This window comes from Oceanimonas doudoroffii, from assembly GCF_002242685.1.
In the GTDB taxonomy this organism is placed as follows: Bacteria; Pseudomonadota; Gammaproteobacteria; order Enterobacterales; family Aeromonadaceae; genus Oceanimonas; species Oceanimonas doudoroffii.
Map to the genome: position 1 here is coordinate 1 of NZ_NBIM01000004.1, position 15,953 is coordinate 15,953.

At 54.7% G+C, this 15,953-nt stretch carries 30 protein-coding genes; 1 reads left to right on the forward strand and 29 read right to left on the reverse strand.

Annotated features, from left to right (window positions below):
* The coding region (locus B6S08_RS18485) for a hypothetical protein (RefSeq protein ID WP_211284221.1) at nucleotides 1-190 on the forward strand (190 nt) is incomplete at its 5' end.
* Between the two features lie 386 nt (nucleotides 191-576).
* Here B6S08_RS18485 and rplQ read toward each other — a convergent pair.
* The 29 genes from rplQ to argH all read right to left on the reverse strand — a co-directional run bounded on the left by rplQ (nucleotide 577) and on the right by argH (nucleotide 15,936).
* Nucleotides 577-969 carry a 50S ribosomal protein L17 gene (rplQ, locus tag B6S08_RS12150; protein ID WP_094201087.1) on the reverse strand — a complete coding sequence of 131 codons (393 nt, stop codon included), beginning with the start codon at nucleotides 967-969 and terminating at the stop codon, nucleotides 577-579.
* Between the two features lie 44 nt (nucleotides 970-1,013).
* On the reverse strand, nucleotides 1,014-2,003 hold the full coding sequence (locus tag B6S08_RS12155) for a DNA-directed RNA polymerase subunit alpha (RefSeq protein ID WP_094201088.1): 990 nt from the start codon (nucleotides 2,001-2,003) through the stop codon (nucleotides 1,014-1,016).
* A 24-nt stretch (nucleotides 2,004-2,027) separates the two neighbouring features.
* Nucleotides 2,028-2,648 carry a 30S ribosomal protein S4 gene (gene rpsD / locus B6S08_RS12160; RefSeq protein WP_094201089.1) on the reverse strand — a complete coding sequence of 207 codons (621 nt, stop codon included), beginning with the start codon at nucleotides 2,646-2,648 and terminating at the stop codon, nucleotides 2,028-2,030.
* A 30-nt stretch (nucleotides 2,649-2,678) separates the two neighbouring features.
* Nucleotides 2,679-3,071, reverse strand: a complete 393-nt coding sequence (rpsK, locus tag B6S08_RS12165) for a 30S ribosomal protein S11 (RefSeq protein WP_014290661.1) — start codon at nucleotides 3,069-3,071, stop codon at nucleotides 2,679-2,681.
* A gap of 14 nt (nucleotides 3,072-3,085) precedes the next feature.
* Entirely contained in the window at nucleotides 3,086-3,442 is a 357-nt protein-coding gene (gene rpsM / locus B6S08_RS12170) for a 30S ribosomal protein S13 (RefSeq protein WP_014290662.1), read from the reverse strand.
* Nucleotides 3,443-3,589: 147 nt separating this feature from the next.
* Nucleotides 3,590-3,706 (reverse strand): 50S ribosomal protein L36, encoded by a 117-nt coding sequence (gene rpmJ, locus B6S08_RS12175; RefSeq protein ID WP_014290663.1) that lies wholly within the window; start codon nucleotides 3,704-3,706, stop codon nucleotides 3,590-3,592.
* Between the two features lie 26 nt (nucleotides 3,707-3,732).
* Entirely contained in the window at nucleotides 3,733-5,064 is a 1,332-nt protein-coding gene (gene secY / locus B6S08_RS12180; protein ID WP_014290664.1) for a preprotein translocase subunit SecY, read from the reverse strand.
* Between the two features lie 8 nt (nucleotides 5,065-5,072).
* A complete protein-coding gene (rplO, locus tag B6S08_RS12185) occupies nucleotides 5,073-5,507 on the reverse strand; it encodes a 50S ribosomal protein L15 (protein WP_094201090.1) in 435 nt (144 codons plus the stop codon).
* Nucleotides 5,508-5,511: 4 nt separating this feature from the next.
* Nucleotides 5,512-5,694, reverse strand: coding sequence for a 50S ribosomal protein L30 (gene rpmD, locus B6S08_RS12190; protein ID WP_094201091.1), 183 nt, complete (start codon nucleotides 5,692-5,694; stop codon nucleotides 5,512-5,514).
* Nucleotides 5,695-5,700: 6 nt separating this feature from the next.
* On the reverse strand, nucleotides 5,701-6,201 hold the full coding sequence (gene rpsE / locus B6S08_RS12195) for a 30S ribosomal protein S5 (protein WP_094201092.1): 501 nt from the start codon (nucleotides 6,199-6,201) through the stop codon (nucleotides 5,701-5,703).
* Nucleotides 6,202-6,215: 14 nt separating this feature from the next.
* The gene (gene rplR, locus B6S08_RS12200; protein WP_094201093.1) at nucleotides 6,216-6,569 is read right to left on the reverse strand and encodes a 50S ribosomal protein L18; all 354 of its coding nucleotides are present in this window, start codon (nucleotides 6,567-6,569) and stop codon (nucleotides 6,216-6,218) included.
* A 9-nt stretch (nucleotides 6,570-6,578) separates the two neighbouring features.
* Complete coding sequence (gene rplF / locus B6S08_RS12205) at nucleotides 6,579-7,112, reverse strand: 50S ribosomal protein L6 (RefSeq protein ID WP_094201094.1); 534 nt, start codon at nucleotides 7,110-7,112, stop codon at nucleotides 6,579-6,581.
* A 9-nt stretch (nucleotides 7,113-7,121) separates the two neighbouring features.
* On the reverse strand, nucleotides 7,122-7,514 hold the full coding sequence (gene rpsH / locus B6S08_RS12210) for a 30S ribosomal protein S8 (RefSeq protein ID WP_094201095.1): 393 nt from the start codon (nucleotides 7,512-7,514) through the stop codon (nucleotides 7,122-7,124).
* 22 nt (nucleotides 7,515-7,536) lie between these two features.
* The gene (rpsN, locus tag B6S08_RS12215; protein ID WP_094201096.1) at nucleotides 7,537-7,842 is read right to left on the reverse strand and encodes a 30S ribosomal protein S14; all 306 of its coding nucleotides are present in this window, start codon (nucleotides 7,840-7,842) and stop codon (nucleotides 7,537-7,539) included.
* Between the two features lie 11 nt (nucleotides 7,843-7,853).
* A complete protein-coding gene (rplE, locus tag B6S08_RS12220) occupies nucleotides 7,854-8,393 on the reverse strand; it encodes a 50S ribosomal protein L5 (RefSeq protein WP_094201097.1) in 540 nt (179 codons plus the stop codon).
* A 13-nt stretch (nucleotides 8,394-8,406) separates the two neighbouring features.
* Nucleotides 8,407-8,724, reverse strand: a complete 318-nt coding sequence (gene rplX, locus B6S08_RS12225) for a 50S ribosomal protein L24 (protein WP_094201098.1) — start codon at nucleotides 8,722-8,724, stop codon at nucleotides 8,407-8,409.
* Between the two features lie 11 nt (nucleotides 8,725-8,735).
* Nucleotides 8,736-9,104 carry a 50S ribosomal protein L14 gene (gene rplN / locus B6S08_RS12230; protein WP_014290674.1) on the reverse strand — a complete coding sequence of 123 codons (369 nt, stop codon included), beginning with the start codon at nucleotides 9,102-9,104 and terminating at the stop codon, nucleotides 8,736-8,738.
* A gap of 160 nt (nucleotides 9,105-9,264) precedes the next feature.
* Nucleotides 9,265-9,525, reverse strand: coding sequence for a 30S ribosomal protein S17 (gene rpsQ / locus B6S08_RS12235; protein ID WP_019935859.1), 261 nt, complete (start codon nucleotides 9,523-9,525; stop codon nucleotides 9,265-9,267).
* A gap of 1 nt (nucleotide 9,526) precedes the next feature.
* Entirely contained in the window at nucleotides 9,527-9,718 is a 192-nt protein-coding gene (gene rpmC, locus B6S08_RS12240) for a 50S ribosomal protein L29 (RefSeq protein ID WP_094201099.1), read from the reverse strand.
* A complete protein-coding gene (gene rplP, locus B6S08_RS12245) occupies nucleotides 9,718-10,131 on the reverse strand; it encodes a 50S ribosomal protein L16 (protein ID WP_014290677.1) in 414 nt (137 codons plus the stop codon). The genes rpmC and rplP overlap by 1 nt, the downstream gene beginning before the upstream one ends.
* A 12-nt stretch (nucleotides 10,132-10,143) precedes the next feature.
* Nucleotides 10,144-10,839 (reverse strand): 30S ribosomal protein S3, encoded by a 696-nt coding sequence (gene rpsC / locus B6S08_RS12250; RefSeq protein ID WP_014290678.1) that lies wholly within the window; start codon nucleotides 10,837-10,839, stop codon nucleotides 10,144-10,146.
* An 18-nt stretch (nucleotides 10,840-10,857) separates the two neighbouring features.
* Nucleotides 10,858-11,190: a 50S ribosomal protein L22 gene (rplV, locus tag B6S08_RS12255; RefSeq protein ID WP_014290679.1), complete on the reverse strand. Its 333-nt coding sequence runs from the start codon at nucleotides 11,188-11,190 to the stop codon at nucleotides 10,858-10,860.
* 10 nt (nucleotides 11,191-11,200) lie between these two features.
* Nucleotides 11,201-11,479 carry a 30S ribosomal protein S19 gene (gene rpsS, locus B6S08_RS12260; protein ID WP_014290680.1) on the reverse strand — a complete coding sequence of 93 codons (279 nt, stop codon included), beginning with the start codon at nucleotides 11,477-11,479 and terminating at the stop codon, nucleotides 11,201-11,203.
* 21 nt (nucleotides 11,480-11,500) lie between these two features.
* Nucleotides 11,501-12,325 carry a 50S ribosomal protein L2 gene (rplB, locus tag B6S08_RS12265; protein WP_094201100.1) on the reverse strand — a complete coding sequence of 275 codons (825 nt, stop codon included), beginning with the start codon at nucleotides 12,323-12,325 and terminating at the stop codon, nucleotides 11,501-11,503.
* Nucleotides 12,326-12,342: 17 nt separating this feature from the next.
* Nucleotides 12,343-12,645 (reverse strand): 50S ribosomal protein L23, encoded by a 303-nt coding sequence (gene rplW, locus B6S08_RS12270; protein WP_014290682.1) that lies wholly within the window; start codon nucleotides 12,643-12,645, stop codon nucleotides 12,343-12,345.
* On the reverse strand, nucleotides 12,642-13,247 hold the full coding sequence (gene rplD / locus B6S08_RS12275) for a 50S ribosomal protein L4 (RefSeq protein ID WP_094201101.1): 606 nt from the start codon (nucleotides 13,245-13,247) through the stop codon (nucleotides 12,642-12,644). The genes rplW and rplD overlap by 4 nt, the downstream gene beginning before the upstream one ends.
* A gap of 17 nt (nucleotides 13,248-13,264) precedes the next feature.
* Nucleotides 13,265-13,903 (reverse strand): 50S ribosomal protein L3, encoded by a 639-nt coding sequence (gene rplC / locus B6S08_RS12280; RefSeq protein ID WP_014290684.1) that lies wholly within the window; start codon nucleotides 13,901-13,903, stop codon nucleotides 13,265-13,267.
* 21 nt (nucleotides 13,904-13,924) lie between these two features.
* Nucleotides 13,925-14,236 carry a 30S ribosomal protein S10 gene (gene rpsJ, locus B6S08_RS12285; RefSeq protein ID WP_014290685.1) on the reverse strand — a complete coding sequence of 104 codons (312 nt, stop codon included), beginning with the start codon at nucleotides 14,234-14,236 and terminating at the stop codon, nucleotides 13,925-13,927.
* Between the two features lie 317 nt (nucleotides 14,237-14,553).
* On the reverse strand, nucleotides 14,554-15,936 hold the full coding sequence (gene argH, locus B6S08_RS12290) for an argininosuccinate lyase (RefSeq protein ID WP_094201102.1): 1,383 nt from the start codon (nucleotides 15,934-15,936) through the stop codon (nucleotides 14,554-14,556).
* Between the last annotated feature and the right edge of the window lie 17 nt (nucleotides 15,937-15,953).

Sequence of the window (15,953 nt, forward strand, 5' to 3'; positions counted from 1 at the left end):
AACATCCTGCGAGTGCCCACACAGTTTGCTTGATAAATTGTTAAAGAGCGTTGACCCTTCAGCGGGTCAGGGCTGCGTATTCTACGCAATCCTTGGTGTTCGTCAAGCGTTGAATCAAACTTTGTTTCGTGTTGTTTCAACCCTTGTGACCGTCGGCGTGTTCCGCCGTGTCAGTGAGGGCGCATTATAGGGAGCCGCCGATTTTGCGCAAGGGCTTTTTTGTAAAAAACTCGCCCTTTCGCACCAACAGCTCAACAACCCAGCAAAAGCACATATTAACCACAGAGTTATACACAGACAGGGGCTTAAAAATGCTATTTGGTTACTTCTACAACAGAGGATAGCCCCCTCCCCTGCACCAAAAATCCATAAGGCCAGGGTAAAACCAGGAGTAAGGAGTAAGGAGTAAGGAGTAAGGAGTAAGGAGTAAGGAGTAAGGAGTAAGGAGTAAGGAGTAAGGAGTAAGGAGTAAGGAGTAAGGAGTAAGGAGTAAGGAGTAAGGAAACGGTAGCTTAACGTAAGCGGTCTGGCAAAAGGTATAAAAAGAAAAAGCCGGGCGAACCCGGCTTTTATTGCTTACTCTTCAGAAGCGGCTGCTTCTTGCGCGTCAACATCGCGACCTACCAGCTCAATGTAAGCCATAGGGGCGTTGTCACCAGCGCGGAAACCACACTTCAGGATGCGGGTGTAACCACCCGGACGCTCCTGGTAGCGAGGTCCCAGTTCGTTGAACAGTTTGCCAACCACTTCGCTGTCGCGAGTGCGGGCAAATGCCAGGCGACGGTTAGCAACGCTGTCGCTCTTGGCCAGTGTGATCAGAGGTTCAACCACACGACGCAGCTCTTTTGCCTTGGGCAGAGTCGTCTTGATAACTTCATGACGAACCAAGGAGCTGGCCATGTTGCGGAACATGGCCTGACGGTGGCTGCTGTTCCGGTTCAGTTGACGACCACTCTTACGATGGCGCATGACCTAATCCTTCCTAACTAAATCGGTAAAACCCGTGATCCGGTTTATTCATCAGCGATGCTGGCAGGCGGCCAGTTCTCCAGGCGCATGCCCAGAGACAAACCACGAGACGCCAACACGTCTTTAATCTCGGTAAGAGATTTTTTACCCAGGTTGGGAGTCTTCAGCAGCTCCACCTCGGTACGCTGTACCAGATCACCAATGTAATGGATCGCTTCTGCCTTCAGACAGTTCGCGGAACGAACTGTCAGTTCCAGATCGTCGACAGGACGCAGCAGGATAGGATCGAACTCAGGTTTGTCTTCTTTCTCTTCCGGCTCGCTGACGTCACGCAGGTCCACGAAGGCTTCCAGCTGCTCAGCCATAATGGTGGCTGCGCGGCGGATGGCTTCTTCCGGATCCAGGGTGCCGTTGGTTTCCATGTCGATAACCAGCTTGTCCAGGTCGGTACGCTGTTCAACACGGGCCGCCTCTACATTGTAGGCGATACGAACCACGGGGCTGTAGGCCGCATCCAGCAGCAGGCGGCCAATCGGACGCTCGTCGTCTTCGGTGTGAGCGCGGGCGGCGGCAGGAACATAGCCACGGCCGCGCTGTACTTTCAGACGCATGCTGATGTCGGCGTCGTCCCCGGTCAGATGACAGATGACGTGCTCTGGGTTAACGATCTCGACGTCATCACCATGAGTGATGTCGCCTGCAGTTACGGGACCTGCACCAGTTTTGGTCAGTGACAGGGTAACCTCGTCCTTGCCTTCCAGCTTGATGGCAACCTCTTTGAGGTTGAGCAGGATTTCCAGAATATCTTCCTGGACACCTTCCTTGCTGCTGTACTCGTGCAGCACACCGTCGAGTTCAACTTCGGTGATGGCACAGCCTGGCATGGAAGAAAGCAGAATACGACGCAGCGCATTACCCAATGTATGACCAAAGCCACGCTCCAGCGGCTCGAGAGTCACTTTGGCATGAGTCTGGCTGATCTGTTCAATATCAACCAGACGCGGCTTAAGAAAATCTGTTACAGAACCCTGCATTGTGTCCTCTCTTAGAAGCTAGCTTTACTTGGAGTAAAGCTCGACGATCAGCTGTTCGTTAATCTCGGCAGACAGGTCGCTACGCTCAGGCAGGCGCTTGTAAGTGCCTTGCATGTTGGTAGCGTCAACTTCTACCCAAGTCGGCTTTTCACGTTGACCGGACAGCTCCAGGGAAGCTTTGATCCGGGCTTGCTTCTTGGCCTTCTCGCGAACGCTGACTACGTCTTCGGGAGAAACTTGGAAGGAAGGAATGTTAACAACCTGACCGTTTACCATGATGGCCTTGTGGCTCACCAGCTGGCGAGACTCGGCGCGGGTGGCGCCAAAGCCCATGCGGTACACAACGTTGTCCAGACGACCTTCCAGCAGCTGCAGCAGGTTCTCACCAGTGTTGCCTTTCAGGCGCGCAGCTTCTTTGTAGTAGTTGCGGAATTGCTTTTCCAGAACGCCATAGATACGACGAACTTTTTGCTTTTCACGCAGCTGTACACCGTAGTCGGACAGACGGGGCTTGCGAGCGCCGTGCTGACCGGGTGCGGTATCAATTTTACATTTTGAATCGATCGCGCGAACACCTGACTTCAGGAAGAGGTCAGTGCCCTCGCGACGGCTCAGTTTGAGCTTGGGACCCAGATATCTTGCCATGTTCTTTCTCCAACTATCCTACAAGAAGCGTTATACGCGGCGCTTCTTGGGAGGACGACAACCGTTGTGCGGGATGGGAGTCACATCGGTGATGTTGGTGATGCGGAAACCCGCAGCATTCAACGCACGGATGGATGACTCGCGGCCCGGACCCGGACCTTTAACCATTACTTCCAGGTTCTTAACGCCGTATTCCTTGGCAATTTCACCGGCACGCTCGGCAGCAACCTGGGCTGCGAACGGGGTGGACTTGCGGGAACCACGGAAACCTGAACCACCGGCAGTTGCCCAAGACAGAGCATTACCCTGACGGTCGGTGATGGTTACGATGGTGTTGTTGAAAGAAGCATGAACGTGGGCGATACCATCGCTCACCTGCTTTTTGACGCGCTTGCGAGCGCTACGAGCCGGAGTTTTAGCCATGTTCTACCTTCCCGTTATTTCTTGATCGGTTTACGAGGACCTTTGCGCGTACGAGCATTGGTCTTGGTGCGCTGACCGCGAACGGGGAGGCTGCGACGATGACGCAGGCCACGGTAACAACCCAGGTCCATCAGACGCTTGATGTTCATGGAAACTTCGCGACGCAGGTCACCTTCAACGGTGAACTTGGCCACTTGCTCACGCAGAGATTCTACCTGAGCTTCATCCAATTCTTTAATTTTCACATTCTCGGCGATACCGGCTGCGGCGCAGATGGCCTTGGAGCGGGTACGACCGACGCCATAAATAGCGGTCAAAGCGATGACGGCATGTTTATGGTCAGGAATGTTAATGCCAGCGATACGGGCCACTATGCACTCCTACATATTAACGAATAAAAAGCCATTACAAAGCCCGTCGAGGATACGTAATGGCTGAACTTTTCACCTAACGAAGGTGGCTGGCTACTTTAGCCAGCCTGCCTTCAATTTTCAAGCTAAACCGTAACTTTTTTAGCCTTAACCCTGACGCTGCTTGTGCTTGGGGTCAGAGGTGCAGATCACGCGAATCACACCGTGACGCTTGATGATCTTGCAGTTACGGCAAATAGCCTTAACGGAAGCACGGACTTTCATTGCTTAACTCCGTAAATAACCGAACCTTAACGGTTGTAGCCCTTCAGGTTCGCTTTTCTCAGGACATCGCCATACTGATGAGACATCATGTGGGTTTGCACCTGAGCCATGAAATCCATGATGACGACCACAATAATTAACAGCGAGGTTCCGCCAAAGTAAAACTGGACGTTCCAGGCTGTCATCAGGAACTGTGGAACCAGACAGATAAAGGTAATGTACAGAGCACCGACCAGGGTCAGGCGAGTCATTACTTTATCAATGTAGCGCGCTGTCTGTTCACCCGGGCGAATACCCGGAATGAAGGCACCGCTCTTCTTCAGGTTGTCTGCCGTCTCGCGCGGATTGAACACCAGCGCGGTATAGAAGAAACAGAAGAAGATGATGGCAGCGGCATACAACATTACGTACAGCGGCTGGCCGGGTTGCAGCGTGAGCGACAGCTCCTGCAGCAGGTTGGCAAACCACCCTTCGCCCTGACCGAACCAAGAGGCCACGGTGCCCGGGAAAAGAATAATGCTGGATGCAAAAATCGCTGGAATAACCCCCGCCATGTTCACTTTCAGGGGCAGGTGTGTACTCTGTGCCGCGAACACCTGGCGGCCTTGTTGACGTTTGGCATAGTTCACCACAATGCGGCGCTGGCCACGTTCAACAAATACCACGAAGTAAGTCACAGCAAACACGATCACGGCCAGCAGCAACAGCAACAGAATGTGCAATTCCCCCTGACGCGCCTGCTCTGCCGTGGCACCGATGGCCGAAGGCAGGCCGGCAACAATACCCGTGAAAATAATCAACGAGATACCATTACCAATGCCTCTTTCGGTAATCTGCTCACCCAGCCACATGAGAAACATGGTGCCGGTGACCAGACTCACCACTGCCGTAAAGTAGAAAGCAAGACCTGGATTAATCACCAAGCCCGGCATCATGTTCGGCAGACCGGTGGCAATACCGATGGCCTGAATGGTGCCCAGAACCAGCGTGCCATACCGAGTGTACTGACTGATTTTGCGGCGACCCGCTTCACCTTCCTTCTTGAGCTCGGCCAAGGGAGGGTGAACCACAGTCAGCAGCTGAATGATAATGGACGCAGAAATATACGGCATTATCCCCAGCGCCAGTATGGACGCTCGTTCCAGGGCGCCACCACTGAACATGTTGAACATTTCAATGATGGTACCCTGTTGTTGCTGGAACAAGTCGGCAAGTACGGCGGCGTCAATACCAGGAATAGGCACGTAGGAGCCGGCGCGGAACACGACAATCGCGATCAGAACGAAAAGCAGACGGCTTTTCAGTTCACTCAGCCCGCCCTGTGCGTTTTTAGCTTCTAATCCTGGTTTCTTGGCCATAGTACTTATTATTCCTCGATTTTACCGCCGGCGGCTTCGATGGCAGCACGGGCACCTTTGGTGACACCCAGACCAACCACAGTCACTTGACGGTCAATGGTACCGGACAGTACAACCTTGGCAAACTGGATGTTCTTGGTCAGAACGCCAGCCTGTTTCAGGGTGTTCAGATCCACCACGTCGCCTTCAACTTTCGCCAGTTCGCTCAGACGGACTTCAGCGCTGACCAGGGCCTTGCGCGAAGTAAAACCAAACTTCGGCAGACGCTGTTTCAGCGGCATCTGACCGCCTTCAAAACCGTTGCGAACCTTACCACCGGAACGGGACTTTTGACCCTTGTGGCCGCGGCCGCCGGTCTTGCCCAGACCGGAACCGATACCACGACCCACGCGCTTGGCGGAAGGCTTGGAGCCGGCGGCAGGAGACAGAGTATTCAAACGCATGCGATTACTCCTCTACCTTAACCATGTAGTAAACCTTGTTGATCATACCGCGTACGCAAGCTGTGTCTTCCAGCTCAACGGTGTGACCAATGCGACGCAGACCGAGGCCACGCAGCGTTGCCTTGTGCTTAGGCAGACGACCGATGGAGCTACGAGTCTGAGTTACTTTAACAGTCTTGTTAGCCATGGCGCATTACCCCAGAATTTCGTCAACGCTCAGACCACGCTTGGCAGCGACCTGCTCGGGCGACTTCATATGAGCCAGAGCGTCGATGGTAGCGCGAACTACGTTGTTCGGGTTGGTGGAACCGTAGGTCTTGGCCAGTACGTTGTGCACGCCGGCCACTTCCAGAACGGCGCGCATAGCACCACCGGCAATGATACCGGTACCTTCGGAAGCAGGCTGCATGTACACGTTGGAGCCAGAGTGACGACCCTTAACCGGGTGGAACAGGGTGCCGTTGTTCAGGCCAACGGTGTGCATGTTGCGACGAGCCTGTTCCATCGCCTTTTGAATGGCGGCGGGTACTTCACGGGCCTTGCCGTAACCAAAACCAACGCGACCGTTACCGTCACCTACCACAGTCAGAGCGGTGAAGGAGAAGATACGACCACCTTTTACAACTTTTGATACACGGTTTACTGCAATGAGCTTCTCTTGCAGTTCACCGGCTTGAGCTTCGATTTTTGCCATTTTCGACTCCACCCTTAGAACTGAAGACCAGCTTCACGGGCAGCAGCAGCCAGGGCGGCTACACGACCGTGATATTGGAAACCGGAACGGTCAAAAGCGACCTCTTTAACACCTTTCTCGAGCGCGCGCTCAGCGATGATTTTACCGATCAGCGCGGCGGCATCGATGTTACCAGTTGATTTCACCTGTTCGCGAACAGACTTCTCGACGGTAGACGCGGAAGCCAGAACAGCGGTGCTGTTCGGTGCAATAACCTGGGCATAGATGTGGCGCGGAGTACGGTGAACCACCAGGCGAGTAGCACCCAGTTCCAGCATCTTTTTGCGTGCTTTGGTAGCACGACGGATACGAGCTGCTTTTTTGTCCATAGTGTTACCTTACTTCTTCTTAGCCTCTTTGCTGCGAACCTGCTCGCCAAAGTAGCGAACACCCTTGCCCTTGTAGGGCTCCGGCTTGCGGTACGCACGAATGTTGGCAGCAACCTGGCCGATCAGCTGCTTGTCGGCAGACTGGAGAACGATCTCAGTCTGGGAAGGACACTCAGCGGATACGCCTTCAGGCAGCGCATGCTCAACCGGATGAGAGAAACCCAGAGACAGGGCAATAGCATTGCCTTTCATCTGAGCACGATAACCCACACCAACCAGCTGCAGCTTGCGTTCGAAGCCTTGGGTAACACCGATAACCATGTTGTTGACCAGGGCACGGGCGGTACCGGCCTGGGCATTGGCGCCTTCCACGTTTTCACGGGGGGCAAAGGTCAACTGGTTGTCGTTCTGGCTGATTTCAACGGCGGCATTGATGGTACGGTTCAGCGTACCCTTGCCACCCTTGATGGTGATTTCCTGACCGTTCAACGTCACTTCTACGCCGGCAGGAATTTCGATAGGTGCCTTAGCAACGCGAGACATATCTACTCCTTAAGCAACGTAGCAGATGATCTCACCACCCATACCGGCTTTACGCGCGGCACGGTCGGTCATCACACCTTGAGACGTGGAAACGATGGCCACACCCATGCCGGCCATAACCTTCGGCAGTTCGTCGCGCTTCTTGTAGATGCGCAGACCGGGGCGGCTTACACGCTGCAGCAGTTCAACCACGGGGGTGCCCTGGAAATACTTCAGAGTAACTTCCAGTTCGGCCTTGGCGTCAGCAGAGACAGCGTAGTCAGTGATATAACCTTCTTCTTTCAGGACCTTGGCAATCGCTACCTTGACCTTGGAGGAAGGCATGGAGACAGCAACTTTGTTGGCTGCCTGACCGTTGCGGATGCGGGTCAGCATATCCGCGATCGGATCTTGCATGCTCATTGTGTATTACTCCCGTGTTCGCTTACCAAGAAGCCTTCTTCAGGCCCGGAATTTCACCCTTCATCATCAGTTCGCGCACCTTGATGCGGCTCAAACCGAACTTCCGCAGGAAACCGTGCGGACGACCGGTGATGTTGCAGCGGTTACGCTGACGAGAGGGGCTTGCGTCACGGGGCAGTTGCTGCAGCTTGAGCACTGCGTCCCAACGGTCTTCATCAGAAGTCTTGACGTCGGAAATGATGTCTTTCAGTGCCTGACGCTTGGTTGCATATTTGGCAACCAGCTTTGCGCGCTTGACTTCGCGAGCTTTCATTGATTGTTTTGCCATAACCCTACACCTTACTTACGGAATGGGAAGTCAAAGGCAGCCAGCAGAGCACGACCTTCTTCGTCTGACTGGGCAGTGGTAGTGATGGTGATATCCAGACCACGTACACGATCTACCTTGTCATAATCGATTTCAGGGAAGATGATTTGCTCACGCACGCCCATGGAGTAGTTACCACGACCATCGAACGACTTAGGGTTCAGGCCACGGAAGTCACGGATCCGGGGGATAGAGATGCAAATCAGACGCTCCAGGAACTCCCACATACGCTCGCCGCGCAGAGTTACTTTACAACCAATGGGGTAGCCTTCACGGATTTTGAAGCCAGCAACGGATTTACGAGCTTTGGTGACCAGCGGCTTTTGACCGGAAATGGCGGCCAGATCGGCAGCAGCATTATCCAGGATCTTTTTATCAGCCAGGGCTTCACCCACACCCATGTTCAGGGTGATTTTCTCAATCCGAGGGACTTGCATGATAGACTTGTACCCGAACTGGCTTTTCAGTTCATTTACTACAGTTTCGTTGTAGTAATCATGCAGTTTCGCCATCGTATTACTCCAATTACTTCACAAGTTCGCCGGTGGATTTGAAGAAACGGACTTTTTTGCCGTCTTCAATCCGGAAACCTACGCGGTCAGCCTTGCCAGAGGCAGAGTTGAACAGCGCTACGTTAGATACGTCAATCGGTGCTTCCTGGTCGATGATGCCGCCAGCCTGACCCAGTTGGGGCACGGGCTTCTGGTGCTTCTTGACCATGTTGATACCAGAGACGAGAACCTTACCTTCCTCGGTCAGGACCTGGGTGACAGTGCCACGCTTGCCCTTGTCCTTGCCGGTAAGAATGATGACTTCGTCATCGCGACGGATTTTAGCTGCCATCGTTTGACTCCTTACAGTACTTCAGGTGCCAGTGAAACAATCTTCATGAACTTCTCAGAACGAAGCTCACGAGTCACCGGGCCAAAAATACGAGTACCGATCGGCTGGTGATTGTTGTTAAGAATCACGGCCGCATTACGGTCGAAACGGATGACAGAGCCGTCCGGACGACGAACGCCTTTACGGGTGCGTACGACCACCGCGTTCATTACATCACCTTTTTTAACCTTACCGCGCGGAATTGCTTCCTTAACGGTAACTTTGATGATGTCGCCGATGCCGGCGTAACGGCGGTGCGAACCACCCAGGACCTTAATACACATTACGCTGCGCGCGCCGGAGTTGTCGGCCACGTCCAGCATACTTTGCATTTGGATCATGTTAGTGCTCCGCTAAAATTACTACGTTAAAACCCCTTTCAGGGCATGTTGGCTGCCAAAGAAGGCGCGGCATTATAGCACTGCCAATCCCGAAAAGGTAGCGTAAAAAACAAACGGCCCATCGCTGGGCCGTTTGACCGGGTTAGTATATCAGAGAACGTTAGGCCTTGACCGGACGCTCAATGATTTTTACCAGGGTCCAGGACTTGGTCTTGGACAGAGGACGGCATTCGCGAATGGTCACGACGTCGCCGGCCTTGCACTCGTTGTTCTCATCATGAACGTGCAGTTTGGTAGTACGCTTGATGTACTTCCCGTAGATCGGGTGCTTCACGAAGCGGTTGATAGCCACAGTGATGGACTTGTCCATCTTGTCGCTGACTACACGGCCCTGCAGAGTACGAATGGTTTGTTCGCTCATCTTAGGCACCTGCCTTTTCATTCAGAACAGTCTTAACACGCGCGATGTCGCGACGTACCGTTTTGAGGTTGTGAGTCTGAGCCAGCTGGCCAGTGCTCGCTTGCATGCGCAGGTTGAACTGTTCACGCAGCAGGTTCAGCAGCTCCTGGTTCAGCTCTTCAACACTCTTCTCACGCAGATCTTGTGCTTTCATCACATCACCGTCCGAGTTACAAAAGTGGTTCTTACGGGCAGTTTGGCAGCAGCCAGGGCGAAGGCTTCACGAGCCAGCGCTTCCGGTACGCCATCCATTTCGTACAGAACACGACCCGGCTGGATCTGTGCTACCCAGTACTCCACGTTACCCTTACCTTTACCCATACGTACTTCCAGGGGCTTCTCGGTAATCGGCTTGTCCGGGAAGATACGGATCCAGATCTTGCCCTGACGCTTGACGTGACGAGTCATGGCACGACGCGCTGCTTCGATCTGGCGAGCAGTGATACGTCCACGAGTGGTCGCTTTCAGACCAAAGGAACCAAAGGATACCTGGTTACCTGAGGTCGCCACACCGCGGTTACGGCCTTTGTGGACTTTACGGAATTTCGTACGTTTTGGTTGCAACATATCCGAGTCTCCTTACTTACCGCGGCCTTTGCGCTTGGGCTTGGACGGGGCTTGAGGCTCTTGAGCAACGGCCTGCAGGCCGCCCAGTACCTCACCCTTGAAGATCCAAACCTTCACGCCAATGATGCCGTAAGTGGTAGATGCTTCAGAAGTTGCGTAATCGATGTCGGCACGCAGGGTGTGCAGAGGCACACGACCTTCACGGTACCATTCGGTACGCGCGATTTCAGCGCCGCCCAGACGACCGCTCACTTCTACCTTGATGCCCTTGGCGCCAATGCGCATGGCGTTCTGAACCGCGCGTTTCATGGCACGACGGAACATTACGCGACGCTCCAGCTGGGACGCGATGGAATCGGCAACCAGCTGACCGTCGAGCTCAGGCTTACGCACTTCGGAAATGTTGATCTGAGCAGGTACGCCAGCCAGTTTGGCGACGTGCTTGCGCAGTTTTTCAACGTCTTCGCCTTTCTTGCCGATAACCACGCCGGGACGAGCGGTGTGAATGGTCACACGGATGCTCTTGGCCGGACGCTCGATAACGACGCGAGAAACGGAGGCGTTCTTCAGTTCCTTGTTGAGGAACTGACGTACCTGAAAATCGCTGTGCAGGTTGTCAGCGAAGTCCTTGGTATTCGCAAACCAGGTCGAATTAAAAGGCTTGGTGATACCTAAGCGAATACCATTCGGGTGTACTTTCTGGCCCATTGCTTATCTCCTAGCCTCTTAGCGGTCGGACACAACCACAGTGATGTGGCTGGTACGCTTCATGATACGGTCCGCGCGGCCCTTGGCACGAGGACGAATACGCTTCATGGTGGGACCTTCGTCAACGAAGATCTTGGTCACCTTCAGCTCATCGATATCCGCACCTTCGTTGTGCTCGGCATTAGCAATGGCAGATTCCAGTACCTTCTTGACCAGAACGGCAGCCTTTTTGGGGCTGAACGCCAGGACATTCAGTGCCTTGTCTACGGACAAGCCGCGAACTTGATCGGCTACCAGGCGCGCCTTCTGGGCAGAAGTACGAGCAAAGCGGTGTTTAGCTATAGCTTCCATCTTTTACCCCTTAACGCTTCTTGGCCTTCTTATCAGCGACATGGCCGCGATAAGTACGAGTCGGTGCAAATTCACCCAGCTTGTGACCGATCATTTCATCGGAAACGTAGACAGGTACGTGCTGACGACCATTATGGACAGCGATGGTCAAACCGATCATGTTCGGAATGATCATTGAACGACGGGACCAGGTTTTAATTGGCTTTTTATCCCCGCTTTCCACCGCTTTCTCTACCTTCTTCAGCAAGTGCAGGTCGATAAACGGACCTTTCTTGAGAGAACGTGGCATGGTGATACCTCTAAAAAACTATTACTTGTTACGGTGACGTACCACGAACTTGTCGGTACGCTTGTTTTTACGGGTCTTGGCGCCCTTGGTCGGTTTACCCCAGGGGGTAACCGGGTGACGGCCACCAGAGGTACGACCTTCACCACCACCGTGCGGGTGGTCTACCGGGTTCATCGCCACACCACGTACGGTCGGGCGAACACCACGCCAGCGCTGTGCACCGGCTTTACCCAGCTGACGCAGCATGTGCTCAGCGTTGCCAACTTCACCCAGGGTGGCACGGCATTCGGCCAGCACCTTGCGCACTTCACCAGAGCGCAGACGCAGGGTCACGTAGTTGCCTTCGCGAGCCAGGATCTGGGCGTAAGTACCGGCGGAACGGGCGATCTGCGCGCCTTTGCCAGGCTTCATTTCAATCGCGTGAACGGTAGAGCCCACGGGAATGTTGCGCATCGGCAGGCAGTTGCCGGCCTTGATCGGAGCAGCGTCACCGGAGAACAGCTGATCGCCAGCCTGAACGCCTTTCGGGGCCAGGATGTAACGACGCTCACCGTCTGCGTACAGCACCAGAGCGATGTTGGCAGAGCGGTTCGGATCATACTCAAGACGCTCAACCTTGGCCGGAATACCGTCCTTGTTGCGCTTGAAGTCGATGATACGGTAGTGCTGCTTGTGACCACCACCGATGTGACGGGTGGTGATGCGACCGTTGTTGTTGCGGCCACCAGACTTGGACTTTTTGTCCAGCAGGGCTGCAAACGGCTTGCCTTTGTACAGTTCCGGGTTGCTGATCTTGACGACATGACGGCGACCCGGAGAAGTAGGCTTACATTTTACGATTGCCATTTTGAATTACTCCTCTCTTACTCGGCACCGCCGATGAAGTCGATGTCCTGACCTTCTTTCAGGGTCACGTAGGCCTTTTTCCAATCGGAACGCTGGCCAACACGCATGCCGGTACGCTTGGTTTTACCCTTTACCAGCAGAGTGCGAACATCTTTAACTTCAACTTCGAACAGCTTCTCGACCGCAGCCTTAACTTCGGCTTTGGTAGCATCCTTGGCGACCTTGAACACGATGGTGTTGGTCTTCTCGGCAACCATGGTGCTTTTTTCAGAGATATGCGGCGCCTTCAGAACTTTCAGAATACGCTCTTCACGGATCATGCCAGCATCTCCTCGATTTGCTTAACTGCGTCGGCAGTTACCAGTACCTTGTCGAACGCGATCAGAGAAACCGGGTCGATACCGGCCACGTCACGCACGTCAACCTTGTACAGGTTGCGGGCGGCCAGGAACAGGTTCTCGTCCACTTCGCCGGTGATGATCAGAACGTCGTTCAGATCCCACTGCTTCAGCTTGGCAACCAGTTCTTTGGTCTTCGGCGCTTCCACACCGAACTTCTCTACCACGATCAGACGCTCTTGACGTACCAGTTCAGACAGGATGCTCTTGATGGCACCACGGTACATCTTCTTGTTGACCTTCTGGCTGTGATCTTGCGGCTTGGCTGCAAAAGTCACACCACCGGAACGCCAAATCGGAGAGCGGATGGTACCGGCACGGGCCCGGCCGGTGCCCTTCTGGCGCCACGGCTTCTTGCCGCCGCCGGACACTTCGGAACGGGTCTTCTGAGCACGAGTACCTTGACGAGCACCGGCGGCATAGGCCACAACAACCTGATGCACCAGAGCTTCGTTGAACTCACGCCCGAAGGTAGTTTCGGAAACTTCAAGAGCGCCTTGCGCGTCTTTCATTACCAATTCCATTACTATCTCCTCAGACGTTACGCTTTAACGGCAGGTTTAACGATGACGTTGCCGTTAGTCGCACCCGGGACTGCACCTTTGATGAGCAGCAGGTTACGATCAACATCAACGCGAACCACTTCCAGGTTCTGAGTGGTTACCCGCTCAGCACCCATGTGACCGGCCATTTTCTTGCCCTTGAACACGCGACCCGGAGTCTGGTTCTGACCAATAGAACCCGGAGCACGGTGAGACAGAGAGTTGCCGTGAGTCATGTCCTGAGTGCGGAAGTTCCAGCGCTTAACAGCACCAGCGAAACCTTTACCCTTGGAAGTACCGGTAACGTCTACTTTCTTGACATCAGCAAAGATGTCGACTTTCAGCTCGGCACCAACTTCGATGCTGTCGCCTTCGCCTTCACCCAGGCGGAATTCCCACAGACCGCGACCCGCTTCAACACCGGCTTTGGCGAAGTGGCCAGCTTCCGGCTTGGTGATGCGGTTAGCTTTCTTGGTGCCAGCGGTCACCTGGATGGCAGCATAGCCATCCTGTTCCAGTGTTTTCACCTGGGTAACACGGTTGGCATCTACTTCGATAACGGTGACCGGGATGGACACGCCGTCTTCGGTGAAGACACGGGTCATACCCAGCTTACGACCTACTAGACCGATTGCCATTGATAAAACCTCTTTCCGTTATTAGCCCAGGCTGATCTGGACGTCTACGCCAGCAGCCAGATCCAGACGCATCAGCGCATCGACAGTTTTGTCGGTGGGCTCAACGATGTCGACCAGACGCTTGTGAGTACGAATTTCGTACTGATCACGTGCATCTTTGTTCACGTGTGGAGATACCAGTACGGTGTAGCGCTCTTTGCGAGTCGGCAGCGGGATGGGACCGCGAACCTGGGCGCCGGTGCGCTTGGCAGTTTCTACGATCTCCGCAGTAGACTGGTCGATCAGGCGATGATCGAACGCCTTCAGGCGGATACGAATTCTTTGGTTCTGCATTACCAGAGCTCCAATTGGATAAAGAACATAAAATCAACACCGCCTGCTCTTTTAAATAAAGAGGGGGTGCGATTTAACAACGGTGCCCACCATATCGGGGGCCTGTAATGGGTCAGGAGCTACCTGACCGAAGCCTTTCGGCTACTTGGTAAAGTTAACCAAGCGAGCGGCATTATACGGTAATGGTGCCGTGTTGCAAGTCTGCTCTGTTATTTTTTAACCAGTGACAAGCGAGAGGAGTGGAGCGGCAGGAGTGGGAAATAAAGATCCAAAAAGAGCCCTTACGGGCTCTTTGGTGCATGTCGTGATAATGAAGCTTACCGGCGAGCCTGAAGGTGCTGCTCGGCGTTGGTCAGGGCCACTTCCACCTGCTCCGGGGCCACGCCACCCAGGGCACAGCGGCTGGCCAGGCTGGACTCCAGAGTCAGGCGCGGGTAGACGTCGTCTTCAATCACGTCGCTAAACTGTTTGAAGTCTTCCAACGGCAGCTCTTCCATCGGCAGTTTCTTGCCGATGGCGTGCACTACTATGGCACCCACAATGTGGTGGGCTTCCCGGAACGGAATGCCCTTGGACACCAGGTAGTCGGCCATTTCGGTGGCGTTGGAGTAGCCGCCCTGGGCCGCTTCCCGAGTCTTGTCTTCGTTGACCTTGAGATCGTGCAGCACCATCTCGGACATTTCCAGGCAGTCGTACCAGGTGTCGAGGGCGTCGAACAGACCTTCCTTGTCTTCCTGCATGTCCTTGTTGTAAGCCAGCGGCAGGGCCTTCAGGGTCATCATCATGCCGGCGTAGGCGCCGAACACCCGGCCGGTCTTGCCGCGGATCAGCTCCAGCGCATCCGGGTTTTTCTTCTGGGGCATCAGGGAAGAGCCGGAGGTCACGGCGTCGGACAGCTCGAGGAAGCCGGCCTCACCGGAGTTGTAAAAGATCAGATCTTCGGCAAAGCGGGACAGGTGCATCATGGAGTTGACGGCGCAGTTGATCAGCTCCAGCACGTGATCCCGATCGGAGACCGAGTCCAGGCTGTTGCGGGTGGGGCCGTCAAAGCCGAGGGACGTCGCCAGTTCAAAGCGGTCTACCGGAAAGCCGGTGCCGGCCAAGGCGCCGGAGCCCAGCGGACAGGTGTTCAGGCGGGCAGCGGCGTCCTGCAGACGGCTGTAATCCCGCTCCAGCATTTCCACATAGGCCAGGCACCAGTGCGAGAAGGTCACCGGCTGGGCGCGCTGCAGATGGGTGTAACCGGGCAGCACGGTGCCCTGCTGCTCCCGGGCCACGGTCACCAGCTGGTTTTGCAGGGCATCGATTTTTTCCAGCAGCAGCGGTACCTGGGCCTTGCACCACAGCTTGAGATCGGTGGCGACCTGATCGTTGCGGCTGCGGCCGGTGTGCAGCTTCTTGCCCAGATCACCCACGGCGGCAATCAGCTCCCCTTCCACCCAGGAGTGAATGTCTTCCGCGTCGGATTTCAGGATCTGCTCCGGATCGGCCACCACCCGCGCTTTCAGTTCGTTCAGCGCCTGTTCCAGCCGCTGCTGCTCCTCGGCAGTCAACACGCCCACCTTGGCCAGGGCACGGGACCAGGCTACCGAGCCCACAATGTCCTGCTCAGCCAGCCGGTAATCGAACCGCAGCGAGTCGTTGAACTGCTTAAAGCGGGTATCCGCGGCCTGAGTAAAACGTCCACCCCAAAGTGCCATAATTCTGTTACTCCTAT

What these genes read in the sequence shown, in the direction of transcription:
- rplQ (WP_094201087.1), bottom strand. Translation starts at nt 969, where the DNA reads ATGCGCCATCGTAAGAGTGGTCGTCAACTGAACCGGAACAGCAGCCAC.
- B6S08_RS12155 (WP_094201088.1), bottom strand. Translation starts at nt 2,003, where the DNA reads ATGCAGGGTTCTGTAACAGATTTTCTTAAGCCGCGTCTGGTTGATATT.
- rpsD (WP_094201089.1), bottom strand. Translation starts at nt 2,648, where the DNA reads ATGGCAAGATATCTGGGTCCCAAGCTCAAACTGAGCCGTCGCGAGGGC.
- rpsK (WP_014290661.1), bottom strand. Translation starts at nt 3,071, where the DNA reads ATGGCTAAAACTCCGGCTCGTAGCGCTCGCAAGCGCGTCAAAAAGCAG.
- rpmJ (WP_014290663.1), bottom strand. Translation starts at nt 3,706, where the DNA reads ATGAAAGTCCGTGCTTCCGTTAAGGCTATTTGCCGTAACTGCAAGATC.
- secY (WP_014290664.1), bottom strand. Translation starts at nt 5,064, where the DNA reads ATGGCCAAGAAACCAGGATTAGAAGCTAAAAACGCACAGGGCGGGCTG.
- rplO (WP_094201090.1), bottom strand. Translation starts at nt 5,507, where the DNA reads ATGCGTTTGAATACTCTGTCTCCTGCCGCCGGCTCCAAGCCTTCCGCC.
- rpmD (WP_094201091.1), bottom strand. Translation starts at nt 5,694, where the DNA reads ATGGCTAACAAGACTGTTAAAGTAACTCAGACTCGTAGCTCCATCGGT.
- rpsE (WP_094201092.1), bottom strand. Translation starts at nt 6,201, where the DNA reads ATGGCAAAAATCGAAGCTCAAGCCGGTGAACTGCAAGAGAAGCTCATT.
- rplR (WP_094201093.1), bottom strand. Translation starts at nt 6,569, where the DNA reads ATGGACAAAAAAGCAGCTCGTATCCGTCGTGCTACCAAAGCACGCAAA.
- rplF (WP_094201094.1), bottom strand. Translation starts at nt 7,112, where the DNA reads ATGTCTCGCGTTGCTAAGGCACCTATCGAAATTCCTGCCGGCGTAGAA.
- rpsH (WP_094201095.1), bottom strand. Translation starts at nt 7,514, where the DNA reads ATGAGCATGCAAGATCCGATCGCGGATATGCTGACCCGCATCCGCAAC.
- rpsN (WP_094201096.1), bottom strand. Translation starts at nt 7,842, where the DNA reads ATGGCAAAACAATCAATGAAAGCTCGCGAAGTCAAGCGCGCAAAGCTG.
- rplE (WP_094201097.1), bottom strand. Translation starts at nt 8,393, where the DNA reads ATGGCGAAACTGCATGATTACTACAACGAAACTGTAGTAAATGAACTG.
- rplX (WP_094201098.1), bottom strand. Translation starts at nt 8,724, where the DNA reads ATGGCAGCTAAAATCCGTCGCGATGACGAAGTCATCATTCTTACCGGC.
- rplN (WP_014290674.1), bottom strand. Translation starts at nt 9,104, where the DNA reads ATGATCCAAATGCAAAGTATGCTGGACGTGGCCGACAACTCCGGCGCG.
- rpsQ (WP_019935859.1), bottom strand. Translation starts at nt 9,525, where the DNA reads ATGAGCGAACAAACCATTCGTACTCTGCAGGGCCGTGTAGTCAGCGAC.
- rpmC (WP_094201099.1), bottom strand. Translation starts at nt 9,718, where the DNA reads ATGAAAGCACAAGATCTGCGTGAGAAGAGTGTTGAAGAGCTGAACCAG.
- rplP (WP_014290677.1), bottom strand. Translation starts at nt 10,131, where the DNA reads ATGTTGCAACCAAAACGTACGAAATTCCGTAAAGTCCACAAAGGCCGT.
- rpsC (WP_014290678.1), bottom strand. Translation starts at nt 10,839, where the DNA reads ATGGGCCAGAAAGTACACCCGAATGGTATTCGCTTAGGTATCACCAAG.
- rplV (WP_014290679.1), bottom strand. Translation starts at nt 11,190, where the DNA reads ATGGAAGCTATAGCTAAACACCGCTTTGCTCGTACTTCTGCCCAGAAG.
- rpsS (WP_014290680.1), bottom strand. Translation starts at nt 11,479, where the DNA reads ATGCCACGTTCTCTCAAGAAAGGTCCGTTTATCGACCTGCACTTGCTG.
- rplB (WP_094201100.1), bottom strand. Translation starts at nt 12,325, where the DNA reads ATGGCAATCGTAAAATGTAAGCCTACTTCTCCGGGTCGCCGTCATGTC.
- rplW (WP_014290682.1), bottom strand. Translation starts at nt 12,645, where the DNA reads ATGATCCGTGAAGAGCGTATTCTGAAAGTTCTGAAGGCGCCGCATATC.
- rplD (WP_094201101.1), bottom strand. Translation starts at nt 13,247, where the DNA reads ATGGAATTGGTAATGAAAGACGCGCAAGGCGCTCTTGAAGTTTCCGAA.
- rplC (WP_014290684.1), bottom strand. Translation starts at nt 13,903, where the DNA reads ATGGCAATCGGTCTAGTAGGTCGTAAGCTGGGTATGACCCGTGTCTTC.
- rpsJ (WP_014290685.1), bottom strand. Translation starts at nt 14,236, where the DNA reads ATGCAGAACCAAAGAATTCGTATCCGCCTGAAGGCGTTCGATCATCGC.
- argH (WP_094201102.1), bottom strand. Translation starts at nt 15,936, where the DNA reads ATGGCACTTTGGGGTGGACGTTTTACTCAGGCCGCGGATACCCGCTTT.